Annotated in this window: 15 protein-coding genes; 10 read left to right on the forward strand and 5 right to left on the reverse strand. The window is 68.0% G+C overall.

The features are described 5' to 3' along the window. Positions 1 to 227: 227 nt before the first annotated feature. Positions 228 to 698: a hypothetical protein gene (locus tag N4G70_RS12205; RefSeq protein WP_261712608.1), complete on the reverse strand. Its 471-nt coding sequence runs from the start codon at positions 696 to 698 to the stop codon at positions 228 to 230. A 625-nt stretch (positions 699 to 1,323) separates the two neighbouring features. Between N4G70_RS12205 and N4G70_RS12210 the strand changes: the two genes are divergently transcribed. The 3 genes from N4G70_RS12210 (at position 1,324) to N4G70_RS12220 (ending at position 4,083) form a co-directional block, all read left to right on the forward strand. Beyond that, the gene (locus N4G70_RS12210) at positions 1,324 to 1,452 is read left to right on the forward strand and encodes a hypothetical protein (RefSeq protein WP_261712609.1); all 129 of its coding nucleotides are present in this window, start codon (positions 1,324 to 1,326) and stop codon (positions 1,450 to 1,452) included. A gap of 343 nt (positions 1,453 to 1,795) precedes the next feature. Next, positions 1,796 to 2,533, forward strand: coding sequence for a hypothetical protein (locus N4G70_RS12215; RefSeq protein ID WP_261712610.1), 738 nt, complete (start codon positions 1,796 to 1,798; stop codon positions 2,531 to 2,533). An 857-nt stretch (positions 2,534 to 3,390) separates the two neighbouring features. Next, on the forward strand, positions 3,391 to 4,083 hold the full coding sequence (locus N4G70_RS12220) for a hypothetical protein (RefSeq protein ID WP_261712611.1): 693 nt from the start codon (positions 3,391 to 3,393) through the stop codon (positions 4,081 to 4,083). A gap of 737 nt (positions 4,084 to 4,820) precedes the next feature. On the opposite strand, the gene N4G70_RS12225 is transcribed toward N4G70_RS12220, so the two are convergent. The 3 genes from N4G70_RS12225 to N4G70_RS12235 form a co-directional block, all read right to left on the reverse strand. Next, on the reverse strand, positions 4,821 to 5,150 hold the full coding sequence (locus N4G70_RS12225; RefSeq protein WP_261712612.1) for a hypothetical protein: 330 nt from the start codon (positions 5,148 to 5,150) through the stop codon (positions 4,821 to 4,823). A 744-nt stretch (positions 5,151 to 5,894) separates the two neighbouring features. Then, on the reverse strand, positions 5,895 to 6,362 hold the full coding sequence (locus tag N4G70_RS12230; RefSeq protein WP_261712918.1) for a DUF2199 domain-containing protein: 468 nt from the start codon (positions 6,360 to 6,362) through the stop codon (positions 5,895 to 5,897). A 252-nt stretch (positions 6,363 to 6,614) separates the two neighbouring features. Next, a complete protein-coding gene (locus tag N4G70_RS12235; protein ID WP_261712613.1) occupies positions 6,615 to 7,226 on the reverse strand; it encodes a helix-turn-helix domain-containing protein in 612 nt (203 codons plus the stop codon). Between the two features lie 153 nt (positions 7,227 to 7,379). On the opposite strand from N4G70_RS12235, the gene N4G70_RS12240 reads away from it, so the two are divergent. Continuing rightward, entirely contained in the window at positions 7,380 to 8,366 is a 987-nt protein-coding gene (locus N4G70_RS12240) for an alpha/beta fold hydrolase (RefSeq protein ID WP_261712614.1), read from the forward strand. 208 nt (positions 8,367 to 8,574) lie between these two features. Here the strand turns inward: N4G70_RS12240 and N4G70_RS12245 are convergent, their stop codons facing one another. Further along, on the reverse strand, positions 8,575 to 9,441 hold the full coding sequence (locus N4G70_RS12245) for an alpha/beta fold hydrolase (protein ID WP_261712615.1): 867 nt from the start codon (positions 9,439 to 9,441) through the stop codon (positions 8,575 to 8,577). Positions 9,442 to 9,547: 106 nt separating this feature from the next. Here N4G70_RS12245 and N4G70_RS12250 point away from each other — a divergent pair, with 106 nt between their 5' ends. The 6 genes from N4G70_RS12250 (at position 9,548) to N4G70_RS12275 (ending at position 16,971) form a co-directional block, all read left to right on the forward strand. Continuing rightward, the gene (locus N4G70_RS12250) at positions 9,548 to 10,027 is read left to right on the forward strand and encodes a CGNR zinc finger domain-containing protein (RefSeq protein WP_261712616.1); all 480 of its coding nucleotides are present in this window, start codon (positions 9,548 to 9,550) and stop codon (positions 10,025 to 10,027) included. Positions 10,028 to 10,908: 881 nt separating this feature from the next. Next, positions 10,909 to 12,594 carry an aspartate-alanine antiporter gene (gene aspT, locus N4G70_RS12255; RefSeq protein WP_261712617.1) on the forward strand — a complete coding sequence of 562 codons (1,686 nt, stop codon included), beginning with the start codon at positions 10,909 to 10,911 and terminating at the stop codon, positions 12,592 to 12,594. A gap of 2 nt (positions 12,595 to 12,596) precedes the next feature. After that, entirely contained in the window at positions 12,597 to 12,791 is a 195-nt protein-coding gene (locus N4G70_RS12260) for a hypothetical protein (protein WP_261712618.1), read from the forward strand. Further along, complete coding sequence (locus N4G70_RS12265) at positions 12,766 to 14,415, forward strand: bifunctional aspartate transaminase/aspartate 4-decarboxylase (protein WP_261712619.1); 1,650 nt, start codon at positions 12,766 to 12,768, stop codon at positions 14,413 to 14,415. Before N4G70_RS12260 ends, N4G70_RS12265 begins: the two co-directional genes overlap by 26 nt. Positions 14,416 to 14,738: 323 nt before the next feature. Next, the gene (locus N4G70_RS12270) at positions 14,739 to 15,548 is read left to right on the forward strand and encodes an alpha/beta fold hydrolase (RefSeq protein WP_261712620.1); all 810 of its coding nucleotides are present in this window, start codon (positions 14,739 to 14,741) and stop codon (positions 15,546 to 15,548) included. Between the two features lie 220 nt (positions 15,549 to 15,768). Further along, positions 15,769 to 16,971, forward strand: coding sequence for a G1 family glutamic endopeptidase (locus tag N4G70_RS12275; RefSeq protein ID WP_261712621.1), 1,203 nt, complete (start codon positions 15,769 to 15,771; stop codon positions 16,969 to 16,971). Positions 16,972 to 17,204: the final 233 nt, after the last annotated feature.

Genomic DNA, 17,204 nt, shown 5'->3' on the forward strand with positions numbered 1-17,204 from the left:
CTAGACGAGTCATTGCGAAGTGATGGTGATCAGCTTCTAGATGGACCAAGGGGCCATTCGATGGCCTGCTGCTGGCCCGTGGACATACACGCCTCCTGCGCCAAGGCGGGCTTTGCGTCCCTCGAGAAGCCGGTGAACTAGATGATGCTCGCCGCACAATGGCGGCCGGAGCTGGTGCTGCTTGCCCCGGGCCGCTCACGGCAGCTACCGAATCCCTCCCCAGGGTTTCAACTCAACTGGTCGCGCACGAGATCAAGGAATACCTGCCGGCTCGGACGTATGTGCGCCCAGACCTTCTCATCCTGCGGCTCTCCCGGGTCTTCGGGGCCCTTCCCGATCACCTCCTGTACTGCCCACGCGAGGCTACGTGCCGCTTCGCTGACCTCAGACGTGCACAGCACGTGAATCGTCTTCTGCGTCACCCACACCCTGTCAAGGACCTGCCTTGCCCTGGCCTGCCATTGCTCGTCAGCCATGTTGTGGTGATGCCGATCCACCGCGACTCGTTCAGCTTCCTGCACCGCAGACAGAAATTCGATGAGGTGAGTAAGACGCTCGTTGCGGCGCGCCTCGGCAAGTTCACGAACACTGCGGCGCGCCTCGCCGCGTTCCAAGGCACGTCCTGCCGAGCGCTGGGCCAGCATCGACATGAAGCCGCCGAGCAGGACGCCGATGAGCGGCGCAAGCGTTGTCCACACAACGTCCGATTATGACACCAATGGCATGAGCATGGCGCGGGGTTCAGCCACGGACCGGGACACGCACACGGCCAGGTCGTCGCAGCCTTCGACAACCGGCACGTCCTCGCGCTGGCCGCAGCAATCTGGCACAACCACAAGACCGGACAGCCAATCACACGGTCCCTGATCGCCTACGACCACTGGTCACTTCGGAATGGCTCATCTAGTCCCACCGCCGCCGACGGGTGATCAAGGAGTCCGTCGCTACCGAGTTCCGGGCCACTGGCCACCAGTTTTGGATGCGGATGCCTGGTGGGCTGCGCGGTCCTGTTGGGATGGGCGCTCGCAGCACCTCCGCCGAGGCCACGGCAGGTGTCATCCCGCTACTCGCTACTGGGCCCGGCAGGCTGAGAAGTTAGCGCAGGGCGGCGAGGGTGGGGGCTGCGCTTGCGCATCGGCGCACTCCCGTCACCGCACTATTTCGAGCGAACCGGCAGCCTCCGTCGTGCCTGAGTAATCACCTGTTCAGCCGGTGCCGGTTCGCGCGCCGGATGCGGTTCCGCCGGGGCCGATACCAGGCCGAGCAGGCGCAACAGCCCGAGGACGACCGGCAGAAGCTGTTCGCTGAGGCATGCTGCACGGGTTGAAGGCGAAGCTTTGTGACGACGTCGACTCGCTGGACGGCTACCTGCCGTCGCAGTTGGCGCAGTTGGCGGAGTTGGCGCGCAGGGTGGCCGAAGCTCGCGAAGTGCCGGAGCCGGCGACGACGTAACGTCGGGGCCGCGGCCGTCGTTGGACCGCGCGACTTCATAACGCCGGGCCCGGGGGTGCCGTGGCTGATCCCCCGTGGTCCGTGGCGTGTGCGGCTCGGGTCAGCTTGATTCACTCAGCTCGGCAGGCGATCCAGCCGTTCTTTCGGATCATCGCGCTGACCGGATGAAGATGGCGGCGATGTGGAGTCCTGCCAGATAGATGGCGGCAGTCTTGTCGTAGCGGGGAGCGAAGCTCCTCCAGGAGGTACCGGCTCGCTGTGGTTTACCAACTCCTTCGGAGAGTGGACCTCGTGGGGCGGGGAATCCGCTGGTGACAGCCGCGCCGCGTATGGGAGACGTTTCATGGACTCAGGCAGAAAGACGCCCGACCACCGGGTGAAGGCACGCGAACGCCTCCCGCGCCACGAACGCCGCGGCGAGGCCCGGCTGCCCGCGGTACTCGCCACGCTGACCGCGATCCTGCTCTACCTCGCCCTGCCGGAACAGCTCCTGTTCGTCCCGCGCTTCATCCTGCCGGCGCTGGAGGTGCTGCTGCTGATCCCGCTGATCGCGGTCAACCCGCGCCGCATGACCCGGCAGAACCGCTTTTCCCGGCTCGTGTCGCTGATCCTGGTGGCCCTGATCGGCATCAGCAACCTCGTCTCGCTCGGCCTGCTGGTGCACGCCCTGGTCAGCGACAAGGCTCAAGAGGGCGGCCCCCTGCTGATCGCCGCCCTCCAGGTGTGGGCCACCGGCATCATCGTCTTCGGCCTGGCGTTCTGGGAGCTCGACCGCGGCGGCCCAGTGGTGCGCACCCAGGCGGAGCGCTCCGAACTGCCGCTGGCGGACTTCCGGTTCTCCCAGGACGAGAACGACGACGCTGTCGAGGAGGTCGCCGACGGCGCGTCCCGCAGCAGCGACTGGGTCCCCACCCTGATGGACTACCTGTACGTCTCGGTGACCAACTCCACCGCCTTCAGCCCCACCGACACCATGCCGCTCTCCACCCGGGCCAAGGCCCTGATGGCCGTTGAGAGCATCGCCGCCCTCATCACCTCTCTGCTCGTCATCGCCCACGCGGTGGGCGTCCTCGACAAGTAGCACGGCGACGGGTCCAAGCCGCGGTGAGAGGACGGTGTTGCTCGGAGTCGTGACCCCAAGCAGCTATGAACATCCCGTTCTCCCACGCCCGAGCCCCCGCGGACCGCAACCGACCCGGACGCCATGCCCGGTGATCAACAAGCGGACCCATATGGCGGCAGATCGTCATGGGGCGGCGAAAGCCACCTCTTGGCGCCTGTGTCGGCACCTGGCAGACGTGGTGCGTTCTGCGCCAAAAGTGCGCACCAAGCTGATGTACCCCGGATCCGCCTCGGCCACCGAAGAGGCATCGCCGGCCCTCTCGGCAGGTCGCGATCAGAACCGCCGGGAACCGGCCCCGTAGTTGATCAGGCGGGGGTGCCATCCGTCATCCAGCTCCGCAGCGACGAGGCGGCGGCCTCTTCTTTGGCCCCCAAATTGATGACACACAGGGCAGAGAGGCCATGCAGCCTGGCCCGGTGCAACCACACGGCATCAGGTGCAGCAGACCGATCCGCCAGCTCTCGACATCATCACCGCACCGCGCAGGTGGCTCGACCACGTCCTGGCGGACAAGGCCTACACCTCCCGGTGAAAGTCCCTGAGAAACCGCAACTACCTGCGGCGACACGGCATCCCGCACACGATCCCCGAGCGTCTTGCCCAGCTGAGGCACCGCACCCAGAGAACCGGGGCCGTCGACGCTGCACGGCACAGGCCCCGGCGATCGGCTTTCGGGGTAGCGCCCTCGGGTGGGTGCTTGCCTGCCAGACCGTGACGCGTTACTGGCAAACGTGTGTGCATCGTGCTTGGCCGGAGGGCCGAAGGGGGATCTTGTTGCCGGACCCCGACCGTGCCCAACCGTGAAGGAGCCCCACATGCGCCTGTTCCACACTGACGCCCTCAGCCGCTTAACCGACGCGGAGGCCGCGAGACGGCGTTTTGCCGCCGACGGTTACCTCCCGCTGCCATCCCTGCTCACCCCGCGCGGACTGGAGCACCTGCGCGGCGAGGCCCAGCGGCTGGAACAGCTGGCACGGCGGCGGGACTTCGCCATGGACTGCATGGATGGCTCGCCCCGCCACATGACCACCCTGGGCGGCCACCATATCGCCGAGGAGTCCAAGACGATCCCTCGACTCTATGAGGACCCAGGGCTTCTGGCGCTGATCGAGGCCGCCGTCGGGCAGACGCCGACCACCGTGCCCGACCCTCTCGAGCGGCACGTGCTGAACATCCTGCACCGCGAGGGCGACACCCACGGCGCCCACACCGACGACTATCCCTACGCCCTCGTAGTCTTCCTCGAAGCCCCACCCCACCCGGGCGACGGTGGTCTCGTCGCGTACACCCCTCACACCTCCTCCCTCACCGAGCTGGCCAATACCGGCCGGGCACGGACGGCACACCACGCGCCGGGGGATGCCTATCTCCTGCGCAGCGACACCACCGCCCACCGCGTCACGCCCCTGACCCGCTCCGGCCTGCGGCGCACCGTCCTCAACTTCGCCTACACCACGCCCGCCACCGAGACTCGCCTCACCTCCTCGGCACGCGAGCTGTACTTATAACCAGAGGCGCCCCAAACCGCCCGAAGCTCGCCCCAGTGCTCCGTGCTCCGTGCTCCGTACACGAGGGCACCGGGACCACGCCGCCGTCCAGGATGTGACGCGTAATGTTCATCCATACGTAGCCGGGCACGTTCACGTGTACGCCGACACCGGGCGTGGTCGGCCTGTTGGCGTCCAAGGTGAGCGGCCTTGTCGGGCAAGCCGCCGGGGATCCGATCAGCATTGACCAGGCGAATGAGTCGATCGCCCCGCTGTCGATGTGGAGCGTCCCGAACCAGAGCCTGCCGTCCCTCGCGGGTGCTCTCGCCCTCCGATAGCGTCCGATGCACTGCCGGGCGCCGGTGACCGCTCCCCGGGGAGGGCATGATCCCCTCTTCAGGGCGCGGCCGCGCGTCCTGCTGGCTGCCCCGGCACGGGTGGGGTTCTTCACCAGCGTTGAGCGTCGGGGAGCGGCAGGACGGCGGAGGCGGTGCTGCGGGCGCGCGGCGCTGGGCAGACGGCGGCCGAGAGCCGCAGGCGCGACCGGGGTCGGGCGGAGGAACGGTGTGGGCCGAGGGTACCGGCGGGCAGCTCAACCTGGGCCAGCCAAGGCAGCCCGGCGGCCACGCCGCCCACCCACCACACAGCACCAGGGCTCCTCATACGGCACACCGGCTCCCGGCTCCGTCGAAGGCTGCCGGCGCCTGTGCATCTACTTCACAGCGCCAGCTCCCGGCCGCCGCGGCGTGGTGACCCTCCTACAGGCCCAAAGCGAGCAAGACCGTGACCGCCGGGGGGATCAGCGCACCCCACCCCGCCCAGCGGCATGCCGCGGCCAGGGCGGGGTGCCGCAGGGGCAGCCGGGAGAACACGACGAGCAAGGGGGTGAGGGTCCAAGACGCCCACCAGCACGGCGTGAGGACGGCGACGGTCTGAGGGTGGACGTCCGCAGCCATCCCTGCCAAGGCCCCGAAGGTGAAGGCCAACGGGATCAGAGCCAACGCCGCAGCCGTCACCCACATCGGAATCGTGCCGGTGCTTCGGGTGATGGGGGTGCTGTCGGCCAGGGTGGGGATCGTCTCGTGCATCGATACAGCCAAGCGGCTCTGCTTGTGGCTGGCCTGCGCTGACGTACTCAGTTCCAGGCGTTCCTCGTACTCAAAACACCTAAGCGCGGCTGATCCGCCAACGTCCGTTCGCAGGGCGGCGGCCGCGTGGCTGTTCCGTGCGGCCCTGACCGGGGTCCTGGCGCGGGGCATCTCCGCGATCGGAGCATCTCAGCGTGTGCGTGAGTGGGGAGTGCCGGGTCAGGTCGGATTGTTCCTACGACGCAGGCGTGAGGCCTTGGGAAACGATGTTCTCGGCGATGCTGTACTCGATCCCGTAGCTGCTGATCCCGCCGAGAATCACGGACTGGATGTCCCCGAAGGTCAACGGCCCACTGCTGACGGCACCCAGGACGCCGTTGTCCGGGGCAGGCGTCGATGCCGAACGCCCCGTCGGAACCGATCACGAGCCCATAGGCCATGGAGACCCGGGCATCCCCAGCCTCGAACGATCAGCCCTGGTCGGGCATTTACTCGGGGCGATTGGCGTCCAGGATGCGGGAACAACCCTCGTAGAACGGGGCTGGCGGCAGGCCAGGCCGACCCAGCGGTCCTTGAAGGCCGTAGCCCGGTCTGTTTCCGCAGCAGGGATCCCGCGCCCGATCCGCGCCTCGCGGTGTCGCCGGATGTTCTGCCCCGGAACGCGTGTGCCGCCACCTCGACAAACCTCCGGGCCCTGGAGCTCGGGCCGGTCGGCCCGAACCGGGAGGGGCACCGGGCTGCCGGTCACCGCTGCGCGTCTTCGCCTGCGTGGAGCACAGCCGCTGCGATCTCCCGCACGCGGTCCAGGCTGATTCCTGTGCGCTGCTCGACGGCGAGAGGGTGGTCGGTGGGCTCAAGCTCGACGAAGGGGCGCTCACCGACCGGGCGGGTGTGTACGTAGGTCTTCAGGTTGAGGGTTGTGGCCGGATAGACAGGCAAGTCGGTGGTGAGCCAACCAAAGGACGGCTTCTCGGACTCTCGGCCGGGGGTGTCCCACAGATCCGCAGCCCTGGAGAAGCTGTCACGGCTGATGGAGACCCAGACGCCCCAGGAAAACGTCTCGTCACCGCCGATGACCGGTATCTCGATCATGCCCTTGACGAAGTAGTGCTGGGCGCGAACCACGCACTGGTCCGCACACAGCAGACAGTCTTCGGCGTCGGTGAAGGCCTCCGGATCCCATACGGCCGGAGCTTCAGCCGTGTAGTTCAAAGGCAGCTCCGGGTGGTGGGCTCCGCAGCACGAGCAGGTGAAACCGAGATCGCTGGTCACGATGCTGGAGCCTAGTGAAGACATCCGAAATCGTCGCAGGCCGCTCCCCGCCTGGCCGCCCCCTTGAGCCGAAGCTCAGCAGTGGTCGCCGGTAGGGCCAGATGACGCGGCGAATGAGGCCGAACGATGCAGCGCGGTTGTCACAGACGGAGCACACATCTTGTCACACCTGCTCATTCAGCAGCGTTCCTGTCACCAGTCCCCCGCCCCAGCGCCTGGAAGGGTGCGCAGGCGTAGACGTTCCCCTTGAGGCCCGAACATGATCAGATACTCGACCGGCCCGGTGTATCCGGCGTTCGCGACTCCGTGGGGCACGCGGGTGTCGAACTCGACGACGTCCCCGGCAGTCAGGACGAGGTCCTGGCTGCCGAGTGCGAGCCACAACCTCCCGTACAGGACGCACAGCCATTCGTAGCCCTCATGGGACACCTGCCGGGGCCGCCCAGACAACTTGGCGACGGCGGGCAGCACATGCTTGTGGGCGTGCAGGCCGCCGACGTACCGGGTCAGCGGCAACACCGCCTTGTCGTCGCCGAAGCTGTGCGGCACCGTCCTGCGGGGCTCGGCCGCAGGGGCGGGTGCGGTGCCGGCCAGCTCGTCCAGGCCGACTCCGTACTCCTTCGCCAGCTGAAGCACCACCTCCAGGGTGGGCTTGCGTCGGCCGGTCTCGATCCGCGACAGCGTACTGGGCGAGATGCCGGTCGCACGGCTGACAGCGGCGAGGGTGACGCCACGGCGTTCGCGCACGACTCGCAACCGCGGTCCCATGGCCGCCAGCGTCTGGTCCACGTCGTCACCTGCCACCGGTCCCCGTTTCCTACGCCGTGCCGCCCTCACCGCTCACCGCTCTGCCCTGCAACCTTGCCAGAATGGCAACGCCGATCGCGCCGAGTGGCCGCCTCATCGCATGATCGTCGGGTTCCCGCCGACCGCCCCCGAACCGAGGAGAAGTCCCTCATGCGATCCGAGCCGACCGCCGCACTGCGCCACCGCACCGTCGAAGGCCCTGCCGGGCGCCTGCACCTGGTCGAGCAGGGCACCGGCCCGTTGGTCCTGCTCGTGCACGGCTTCCCCGAGTCCTGGTACTCCTGGCGCCGCCAGCTCCCCGCCCTCGCCGCGGCCGGGTACCGGGCAGTGGCGATCGACGTGCGCGGCTACGGCCGCTCCTCCAAGCCCGCCGCAACCGACGCCTACCGAATGCTCGACCTGGCGGAGGACAACGTCGCCGTCGTGCACGCCCTCGGCGAGGAGAGCGCGGTGATCGTCGGCCACGACTGGGGCTCCAACATCGCCGCCGTCTCCGCCCTGCTGCACCCCGAAATCTTCCGCGCGGTCGGCTTGCTGAGCGTCCCGTACGCGCCGCCCGGCGGCCCCCGCCCCACCGACATCTTCGGCCGGATGGGCGGCCCCGAGCAGGAGTTCTACGTCTCCTACTTCCAGGAGCCGGGCCGCGCCGAGGCGGAGATCGAGCCCGACGTCCGGAGCTGGCTCGCAGGCTTCTACGCGGCCCTGTCCGGCGACACCATGCCCGCCGAGGGCGAGCCCGACCCGCACTTCGTCGCCCACGGCGGCCGACTGCGCGACCGTTTCCCCGCCGGCCCGCTCCCGGCCTGGTTGAGCGAGGGGGACCTTGACGTCTACGCCGGGGAGTTCGAGCGCACCGGTCTGACCGGCGCCCTCAACCGCTACCGCAACATGGACCGCGACTGGGAAGACCTCGCCCCGCACCGCGGAGCTCCAATCAAGCAGCCATCCCTGTTCATCGGCGGCGCCCTGGACGCCTCCACCACCTGGATGTCCGACGCCATCGACGCCTACCCCACCACCCTCCCCCGCCTGTCGGCTTCCCACGTTCTCGAAGGCTGCGGCCACTGGATCCAGCAGGAACGCCCCGACGAGGTCAACAACCTGCTGACCGACTGGCTCGCCACGCTTCAGAGCTGAATCGGCCGACTACCAGGGCAGCTTGGCGGTGCGTTTCGGGTGGGCCGCGCCGAAGCAGCGCATGCCGGTCTGCCCGGCGATGCCGAACAGTCGCACCGCGCGTACTCCCCTACACCCGTGACAACAAGCGTACGGGTGCGGCTCAACAGCTCGGTGACTGCTTGGCGCGGCGGCCTGCGAAGGTTCCGTCTCCAGCCCCCGACCCTCCTTACCCCTGCACCCTCCCGAGGAAGCCGCGCAAGTAACCCGCGACGACGTCCAAGTGACTCTCCAGCAGGAAATGACCGCCATTGATCAGGTGCACCTCCGCGTCCTTGGCGTCGCGGGCGAAGGCGCGTGCGCCCGCCGGGCCGAAGATTTCGTCGTTGCGGCCCCACACGGCGAGCACTGGGACTTCGCTGGTGCGTAGGAATTCGTGCAGCAGCGGGTAGAGCGGGCGGTTGTTCTGATAGTCGCGGAACAGCGCCAGCTGAACCTCGTCGTTGCCCTCGCGGGAGACGAGAGCGAAGTCGTGCTCCCAGGTGTCCGGGCTGACCCGGCTCGGATCGGGCACGCCGTGCACGTACTGCCAACGGATGGCGTCGAGGCTCAGCGCGGCGCGGACGGCGGATTCGGTCTCGGGACCGGGGTTCGCCCCATAGGCCCAGACGTCGGTCCAGAACGACTCGACGAAACCGTCCTCATAGCCGTTGCCGTTCTGGGTGATGAGGGCGGAGATCCGTTCGGGGTGCTGGAGCGCGAGGCGCCACCCAATGGGGGCGCCGTAGTCCTGGACATAGAGGGCGTAGCGGTCCAGGCCCAGTTGGTCGAGCAGTGCGGAGGTGAGTTCGGCGAGCGCGTCGAAGGTGTACGTGAACTCTCCGACGAGGGGGGCGTCCGAGTGGCCGAAGCCGAGGTGGTCCGGCGCGATGACGTGATAGTCATCGGCCAGCAGTGGGATGAGTTCGCGGAACATGAACGAGCTGGTGGGGAAGCCGTGCAGCAGGACGATCACGGGGGCGTCGGCGGAGCCGGCTTCCCGATAGAAGATCTCATGGCCGTCAACAGTGGCGGTCCGGTGATGCACCGAGCTCATTTCTAACCCCTATACATCCTCTATGCGGTTAGTTCCCTCGTCATGCAAGCACGGGGTAAGCTAACCTGTCAAATGACTCGATCCGGTTAGATGGGAGTGGCGCCCGATGGACACGCTGCTGGACCTGCTCAACAGCAGGCCACTCGTCAACGGCGAGGAACAGGACGTGCTCGGCGACCCGGCCGGAGGCAGACGCTGGGCGCGGGAGCACGGCGGCGAAGGCAGCATCGAGGAACTGGCGCTGCTGCGCGAGACGCGGGACATCCTGCGGGACGTCGTGCGCGGAGAACGCCCGCCCACCGCATTGGGCCCGCTACTCGAAGGGGTCCACCAGGTCCCGGAGATCACTTCGGAGGGTCTTCGATGGACGGTCACAACTCCCCCGCACGTCCGGCTGGCCGTCGAGGCGGTGCTCGCCTGGGCCGCCACCGAGCAGGACATGCCCGGTCGGCTACGCCCCTGCGCCAACGACAAGTGCCAGTTGTTCCTGCTCGACCGCAGCCGCGCCAACCGCGCCCGCTGGTGCTCGATGGCCCTCTGCGGCAACCGCGAAAAAGCACGCCGCCACTACGAACGCTCCCGCTGACACGTCCCCCACGCGCCGTACGCGGCCAGCGTTCGCACACACAGTGGGACGTGGCAGAGGTGGCCGCCCTCGCGGACCATCTGACCGCACAGGGTGTGGGCGAGGCCTGGAGACTTGGGCGCACTACAGCAACATCCGCGGCAGAGGGCGTCGGTAGGCCTTGTGGCACCTGAGGCGGGCGGGTGCCACACGGTGAGAGCGCCTGCTCATGCCCCGTCCTCGGTGAGGTCAGGCGGCCTACCGACCTCGGCGGCCAGATGCCGAGCGGCGCGTTATCGTCGCGGCCAGCAGGACGAGGACCTCCGGCGCCAAGCCCGCCGATGGAGATCGCCGTCGTTGTCGCCCGCAGTTCCGCAGGCCGATACGGCGGCCGGACCCCTCCTCGTGACCGGCCCGAACCGGCAGAGACAGTGCGGCCCTCATCGCGTACATGTACGGCCAACCTCCCGGCCCCGACGCCGAATTCGCGGGGCTCGCCCTGGAAGCGGTGAACGCGCATCGGCGCGTTGGTTTACAACGCCGCTTGCGTACCACGTCCCAACCACGGCTCGCCGCTCACCGCCACGCACTCCCCACACAGGGCTGCACAGCCGTCAAGTTGACCGGACAAAGCGGCCGAGGTTCCAGGGCCTGACGCCGGAATGGCCGGGACGCGGGGCGGGGCCGGGACGCGGCAGCGGCCGATGGCAGGTGCCCGGCTGCCGATGGCCCGTGACCGGTGCCGACTAACGGGCCATCCAGGGGCGGTGGTCCGGATGCCGCCGCCCCCGGCCGCTGTTAATTTCGCCCTCATGCGCCGAATGACCATAAAAGCCCCCCACGCCCAGCGGGAGCCGGCCGCCCCGCGCCTCCTGCACACACCCCGGCTCGGTTGAGCCGCGATGGGCATCCTCAAGGACCATCCGGAGCTCGCCCTCTTCCTCTGCCTCGCACTCGGCTACCTCGTGGGCAAGCTGAGGGCCGGGCCCATCACGCTCGGCGGGATCTGCGGCACCCTCATCGTCTCGCTCCTGATGGGCGCCTGGGCGAAGGTCCAGGTCTCCGGCGACGTCAAGACGGTCTTCTTCGCCCTGTTCATCTTCCCGCTCGGCTACCTCGCGGGGCCGCAGTTCTTCGCCAACCTCAACCGTGGCAGCCTGCGCTTCTTCACCCTCTGTCTGATCGAGCTGGGCTGTGTGCTCGGCATCGCCTTCGGCCTCGCGAAAGCCTTCGGGCTCGACGTCGGCACCGCGTCCGGCATCCTGGCCGGCGCCGCCACCGAATCGGCGGTCGTCGGGACCGCAACCGAGGCAATCGGCAAGCTGGGCGGCCTCAGCGCGGCCCAGATCACCGAGTACCAGGGGCATGTGGCCACGGCGTACACCGTCTGCTATCTCTTCGGCCTCATCACCATCGTCATCTACACCAGCCAGATCATGCCGATGCTGCTGCGCATCAACCTGCGGGACGCGTCCCGGCAGCTGTGGACGAAGATGCGTGGCGGCAGTGGCGAGCGCGGCCTGGAGGCCGACGAGCGCGAGGCGCTGCCGGGTCTGGTGGGCCGCACCTATCTGGTGACGACGGCCGACGGCCGCACCATCGGTGACCTGGAGTCCTCGCTCGGCGGCCGCATCACCATCGAGGCGCTGCGGCGCGGCAGCCGCACCCTCACCCCGGTGGCGGGGACCGAGCTGACCCTCTCCGACCTCGTGCTCGTGGTCGGTCGGCGGGCCAACACCATCGAGGCGGGCCGCGAGATCGGCCCCGAGACGCCCGGCATCCCGGGCCTCGACTCGCCGCTCGCCACCACCCAGGTCGCGATGACCGAGAAGTCCGCCGACGGCAAGAGCCTCGATCAGCTCCAGCACGAACACCCGGAGTTCATCCGGCAGGGCGTGTACGTCACCGACGTCCTGCGCAACGACCAGCATCTGCCGGCGACCCCGGACACCGTGGTGCGGCGGGGCGACGTGCTCACCCTCGCCGGGGCCCGCTCCGGGCTCGACAAACTCGTGGCGAAGATCGGCGCGGTGGTCAAGAACGACTCCACCGATTTCATCTATCTGGGCCTCGGCATCGTCTGCGGCTCTCTGCTCGGGCAGCTCGTAGTGCGCGCCGGTGACATCCCGCTCTCCCTCGGCACTGGCGGCGGCTGTCTGATCTCCGGTCTCGTCTTCGGCTGGTTCCGCTCCCGCAAACAGACCTTCGGCGCGTTCCCGCCGCAGGCCGCCACCACCCTGAAGGACATGGGTCTGGCCGTCTTCATCGCCTGCACCGGCCTGGTTTCGGGGCCGCAGGCCTGGCCGCTGCTCAAGCAGTACGGCGCGCTGCTCCCGTTCGCCGGGATCGCGATGGTACTGATCCCGGCCACGCTGTCGCTGCTGGTCGGGCGCGCCCTGCTGAAGATCGAGAAGCCGCTCCTGATCGGCGCCATCGCGGGGCAGCAGTGCTCGACGCCCGCCATCACCTCCATCACCCAGGTGGCCCAGAGCTCCGTACCGATGCTGGGCTACACGATCACGTACACGCTCTCCAACTTCCTGCTGCCACTGACCGGCCCGGTCCTCGTCGGCGTCCTCGGAGCCTGAACGTGATCGATTTCATCGACCGGAACATCTTCCATCCACACCCCGAGCTCCTGATCTTCGACACCATCGCGCTCGGCTTCCTGCTCGGCAAATGTCCTGCTCACCATCTGGGGCGCCGTGATCGTCCTCCGCCACCACTGATGCCACCGCCCACGTACGTAAGGAAGCTCCGTGCCGAAGACGACCTTCACCCGTGAGGAAATCCAGTCCTTCGCCCAGCTCTCGCCGTTCGAGCTGAAGGACAAGTTCATCCAGATCGCCCAGGCGGTACAGGCGGACGAGCCGGGCCAGAAGGAGAAGTCGGCGCGCCAGATGCTCAACGCCGGCCGCGGCAACCCGAACTGGGTGGCCACCGGCCCCCGCGAGGCGTTTCTCGCGCTCGGCTACTTCGCCCTGTCGGAGTCCCGCCGGGTGTGGACCGCCGACAACCTGGGCGGCATGCCCGAGAAGCATGGTTCGGCCGCTCGCTTCGACGCGTATGTGCGCCAGCACCCGGACCTGCCCGGCATCGAGCTCCTGGAGCGGTGCGTCGCGTACGCTGTGGAACGGTTCGGCTTTGACCGGGACGAGTTCATGCACGAGCTGACCGACAGCTCGATCGGCGACAACTACCCTGTGCCGGACCGGATGCTGGTCCACGCCGAGAAGATCGTGCGCGGCTATCTCGCCGACGAGATGTTCGACAAGCGGCCCCCGCAGGACAACCTGTCGCTGTTCGCGACCGAGGGCGGCACGGCGGCCATGTGCTACATCTTCGACTCCCTGACGAAGAACGGCGTCCTGAGGAAGGGCGACCGGATCGCTCTGATGGTGCCGGTGTTCACGCCGTACGTGGAGATCCCCGAGCTCGACACGTACGAGTTCGACGTGGTGCGCGTCGAGGCGAGCCTGTTCACCGAGACCGGGGTGCGCGAATGGCGCTATCCGCCTGAGGAGATCGCCAAGCTCGCGGACCCGAGCGTGAGGCTGGTGTGCCTGGTGAACCCGTCCAACCCGCCCTCGTTCGCGCTGAGCGACCGGGTGACCCTGCAGATCAAGGAGATCATCGCCGGGCCCAACCCGAACCTGCTGATCGTCACGGACGACGTGTACGGCACGTTCGTGGAGGGATTCCGCTCGATCGCCGCCGAGGCGCCCCGCAACACCCTGCTGGTCTACTCGTACTCCAAGCACTACGGCTGCACCGGCCACCGGCTCGGCGTGATCGGGCTGCACGAAGACAACGTCGTCGACGAGCTGATCGCCACACTGCCGCGGGAGGAGAAGGAGCGCCTGGCCAAGCGGTACGGGACGCTGACCCTGGAGCCGGCGAAGATCCGGTTCATCGACCGGCTCGTCGCCGACTCACGCCAGGTCGCGCTCAACCACACCGCCGGCCTCTCGCTGCCGCAGCAGGTCATGATGACCTTGTTCTCGCTCTTCGACCTTCTGGAGGAAGGCCAGGCGTACAAACACCGCATCCGCGCGATCGTCAGCCAGCGGCTCGAACTCCTCCTGGAAGGCGCCCAGATGAAGATCGCGGACGATCCGAAGCGGGCCGGGTACTACATCGAGCTCGATCTGCTCGCCGAGGCCGAGCGCGTCCACGGCAAGGACTTCGCGGACTTCCTGGAGAAGAACTACGAGCCCGTCGACCCGCTGTTCCGGCTCGCCGAGCAGACCAGTGTGGTGCTGATCAACGGCGGCGGCTTCGAGGGACCGCAGTGGTCGGTGCGGGTCTCGCTCGCCAACCTCGACGACCTGGACTACCTGAAGATCGGCCACCATCTGCGGGCCATCTTCAACGACTACGCGCAGGAGTGGCAGGCGTCCCGGGTCTGACGACGTGTGCGGAGACCAAAGGCGGCCCGGGGCCTGAATCTCACATGCCGTGAGGACGCACAGGGGCCGCAGCCGCCTCCACCTGGAGGGCGGGCCCCCTGGCCGAGACCGCCGGGCTCACCGCGCCGCGTCGCGGGCCCTCCCCCGGGCCCGAACTGCAGCGGCCTCAGGCGTCGTTCGTGACTACCGATAGCTGCGGTCTCAACTTCCCTGCCTTTCGGGGACGTTCGCCTCGGAATGGAGGGCGGAGGCCTCGGCGATCATCGACCCGAGATGCCATTTGTACAAGACCTAGGGTCGACAGCCCCGGCATCCTCCCTCCTATGGGTATCCATGACGTTCAGCATGTGCACGGGATGCACGTGGTCCACGACGGCCCCCAGGAGGCACCGCCGCTCGTGCTCATACACGGATCCGGGGTCTCGGGCAGCTCGTGGGGCCCGGTGGTGCCGGCATTGGCCAGTCGGAACCATGTCATCCGGCTCGACCTCCCAGGCCACGGTCAGCCCCCGCCCGCGCCGTCGTACGACGTGCGTGAGCAAGCAGCTCGTGTGGCTGCGGCGCTCGATGAGTTCGCCCTTGGGCCGGTCGTCGTAGCCGGGCATTCCAGTGGCGGATACATCGCGACCGCCCTCGCCGAACAGCGCCCGGGCCTGGTGAGTTCGCTCGTATTGATCAGCAGTGGCCCGAGTCCCCACGCGCTCCTTGCGCAGCCCGTCTTCCTTCGGGTTCTCATGGGCCCAGCGCTCGGCCCGCTTCTCTGGAGGATCCGTTCCGACGCGATGCTCCGCCGGAGGGTGACCGCGTTGTGCAGCGGCCCGGCGGAAGTCCCGGAAGACCTGATTGCCGAGATGCGGGGCATCGGCTACCACACGTTCAGGACGGTGCTACGGCAGAACGGCGCCTACATCGCTGAGAGGAGCGTCCCCGACCGCCTGTCCGCACTCGACGTCCCGGTTCTGGTCATCTTCGGCTCTGCCGACCCCCGTTGGGATCCCTCTTCGGCTCACGATTACGACGCTGCGCCGAACGCACGAATCGCCCAGCTCCCCGGGGTCGGACACTTCCCCATGCTCGAAGCGCCGGAGACCACGGGCGAGTTGCTGCTGGGCTTCGCGGCGACGGGACGCTGAGCGTGGGAGGGCGTCGACTGCGTACGCGTAAGGATGCATACGCGTAAGGACGAGTACGCCCCCCGAACACCCCGGTGCGCCGCGCTCGGACCATAGTCGCCGGGTATCGACACCGCTATGGTCCCGACGACCGGGGCGCAGTGTGCCCGGGCCACACACTTCACGAGGGGGGCTCGTGTATTCAAGGACGCGGCGAAGCGGAACGATCACTAGACGGTACATGTGTGCGCTGACCGTGGTCATGGGGCTTGTCGCCGCGTTGCTCACCGGGTTGGCGGGCAGCGCGTCGGCAGCTCCGATCGGTACGGTGGGCGATTCGGATTTCGAAGGACAGACCAGCCGCACCATCTCCGCTCCATGGTCCGGCGAGGGGCCGGACTTCAAGGGCATCGATATCGGTCTCGGCTATCAGAAGACCGGGCGGAACAACGCGTTCATCCGCACCTCCAGCCGTAACTGGAATGCCGTCACCCAGAAGGTGCCGGTCAAGTCCCAGACCGTGTACTACCTCGACGGCTGGGTGCGGACCTCCGGCAACTTCACCACCGGATACCTCGGAGCGCGCGGGACCAACGGCGCCACGATGGTGCAGAAGAACTACGGAAAGGTCATCAGCAACGGGGCCTACCAGCTCCTGCACATGGCCTTCAACTCCGGCACCAACACCTTCGTCACGCTCTATGCGGGCTACACCGCGCCCGGCACCGACTCCTGGGTCCAGATCGACGACATCACCCTGTCCGACACGCCGTATGCGAATTGGGCGGGGTACGAGGTAGTCAGCAGCCCGGTCAACGCCGCGCCGCACGCGGTGACCGCCGTTTGGAGCGAACCGCTCTTCGGCTGCCGCGAGCAGCATCCCGACAACCAACTCGGCATCTGGGTAGGTCTCGACGGGGTGGCCAACAGTGCCACGGAAAGCCTCGTACAGATCGGTGTCGTGGCCAACTGCCGAGGCCAGGTGGGCGACCTGTACCCGCAGTACCAGGCCTTCTGGGAGGTGATCAACGCGGGTGTCGACACCAACGCGCAACCCGTGCCCATCGAGGCGCAGCCGGGCGACCGTATGTCGGCGTCGGTGGTCCGCAGCGCAGCCGACCCCGCCAACTTCACCCTGACCCTCGACAACCTCTCCCGGTCCGGACAGCACCAGAGCCTGTCCAAGAGGGTTCCCGCGGCGCGGTCCGAGAGCGCCGAGGTCATCGTCGAGCGGGGCTACAGTTCGCCCTTCGACGTGACGTGGCCCGCGACCGTCAACGTCGCCTTCTCCTACGTCACCGTCGACGGTGCGCCCCTGTCGTCGTACGACGTGCTCCCGGCCCAGGCCCGCCAGGCCGACTCGGGCACGGTGTACGGTCCTACGTCGGCCACGACCGACAGCGGCGGCTACAGCAACTTCTCCGTCACCTCGCGCCCGGGCTAGCATCCGTCGGCGTCAGGACGACGTGTGCACCGGGCGAACTCCTCGGAGCCGACCCGACCGGGACCTGTGCCGTTAGAGCTGCCCATTCCTGCTGTCGCGGAGGGTGCTGGCCTGATCATCGAGCAGTACGGGGCCTTACAGGTGGCCCCGCAATTGACGCCCGAGGAGGACCCCATTCCTCCCTTCGACCAGGCCTGGCAAGGTCTTAGTAGGACTCCGTTAGGTCTCAGGTG

It is taken from the genome of Streptomyces sp. ASQP_92 (assembly GCF_025399895.1).
GTDB lineage: Bacteria > Actinomycetota > Actinomycetes > Streptomycetales > Streptomycetaceae > Streptomyces.

Coding starts and splice junctions, on each gene's coding strand:
- N4G70_RS12245 (WP_261712615.1), bottom strand. CDS start 9,441: ATGAGCTCGGTGCATCACCGGACCGCCACTGTTGACGGCCATGAGATC.
- N4G70_RS12215 (WP_261712610.1), top strand. CDS start 1,796: ATGGACTCAGGCAGAAAGACGCCCGACCACCGGGTGAAGGCACGCGAA.
- N4G70_RS12240 (WP_261712614.1), top strand. CDS start 7,380: ATGCGATCCGAGCCGACCGCCGCACTGCGCCACCGCACCGTCGAAGGC.
- N4G70_RS12270 (WP_261712620.1), top strand. CDS start 14,739: ATGGGTATCCATGACGTTCAGCATGTGCACGGGATGCACGTGGTCCAC.
- aspT (WP_261712617.1), top strand. CDS start 10,909: ATGGGCATCCTCAAGGACCATCCGGAGCTCGCCCTCTTCCTCTGCCTC.
- N4G70_RS12225 (WP_261712612.1), bottom strand. CDS start 5,150: ATGCACGAGACGATCCCCACCCTGGCCGACAGCACCCCCATCACCCGA.
- N4G70_RS12250 (WP_261712616.1), top strand. CDS start 9,548: ATGGACACGCTGCTGGACCTGCTCAACAGCAGGCCACTCGTCAACGGC.
- N4G70_RS12275 (WP_261712621.1), top strand. CDS start 15,769: ATGTGTGCGCTGACCGTGGTCATGGGGCTTGTCGCCGCGTTGCTCACC.
- N4G70_RS12220 (WP_261712611.1), top strand. CDS start 3,391: ATGCGCCTGTTCCACACTGACGCCCTCAGCCGCTTAACCGACGCGGAG.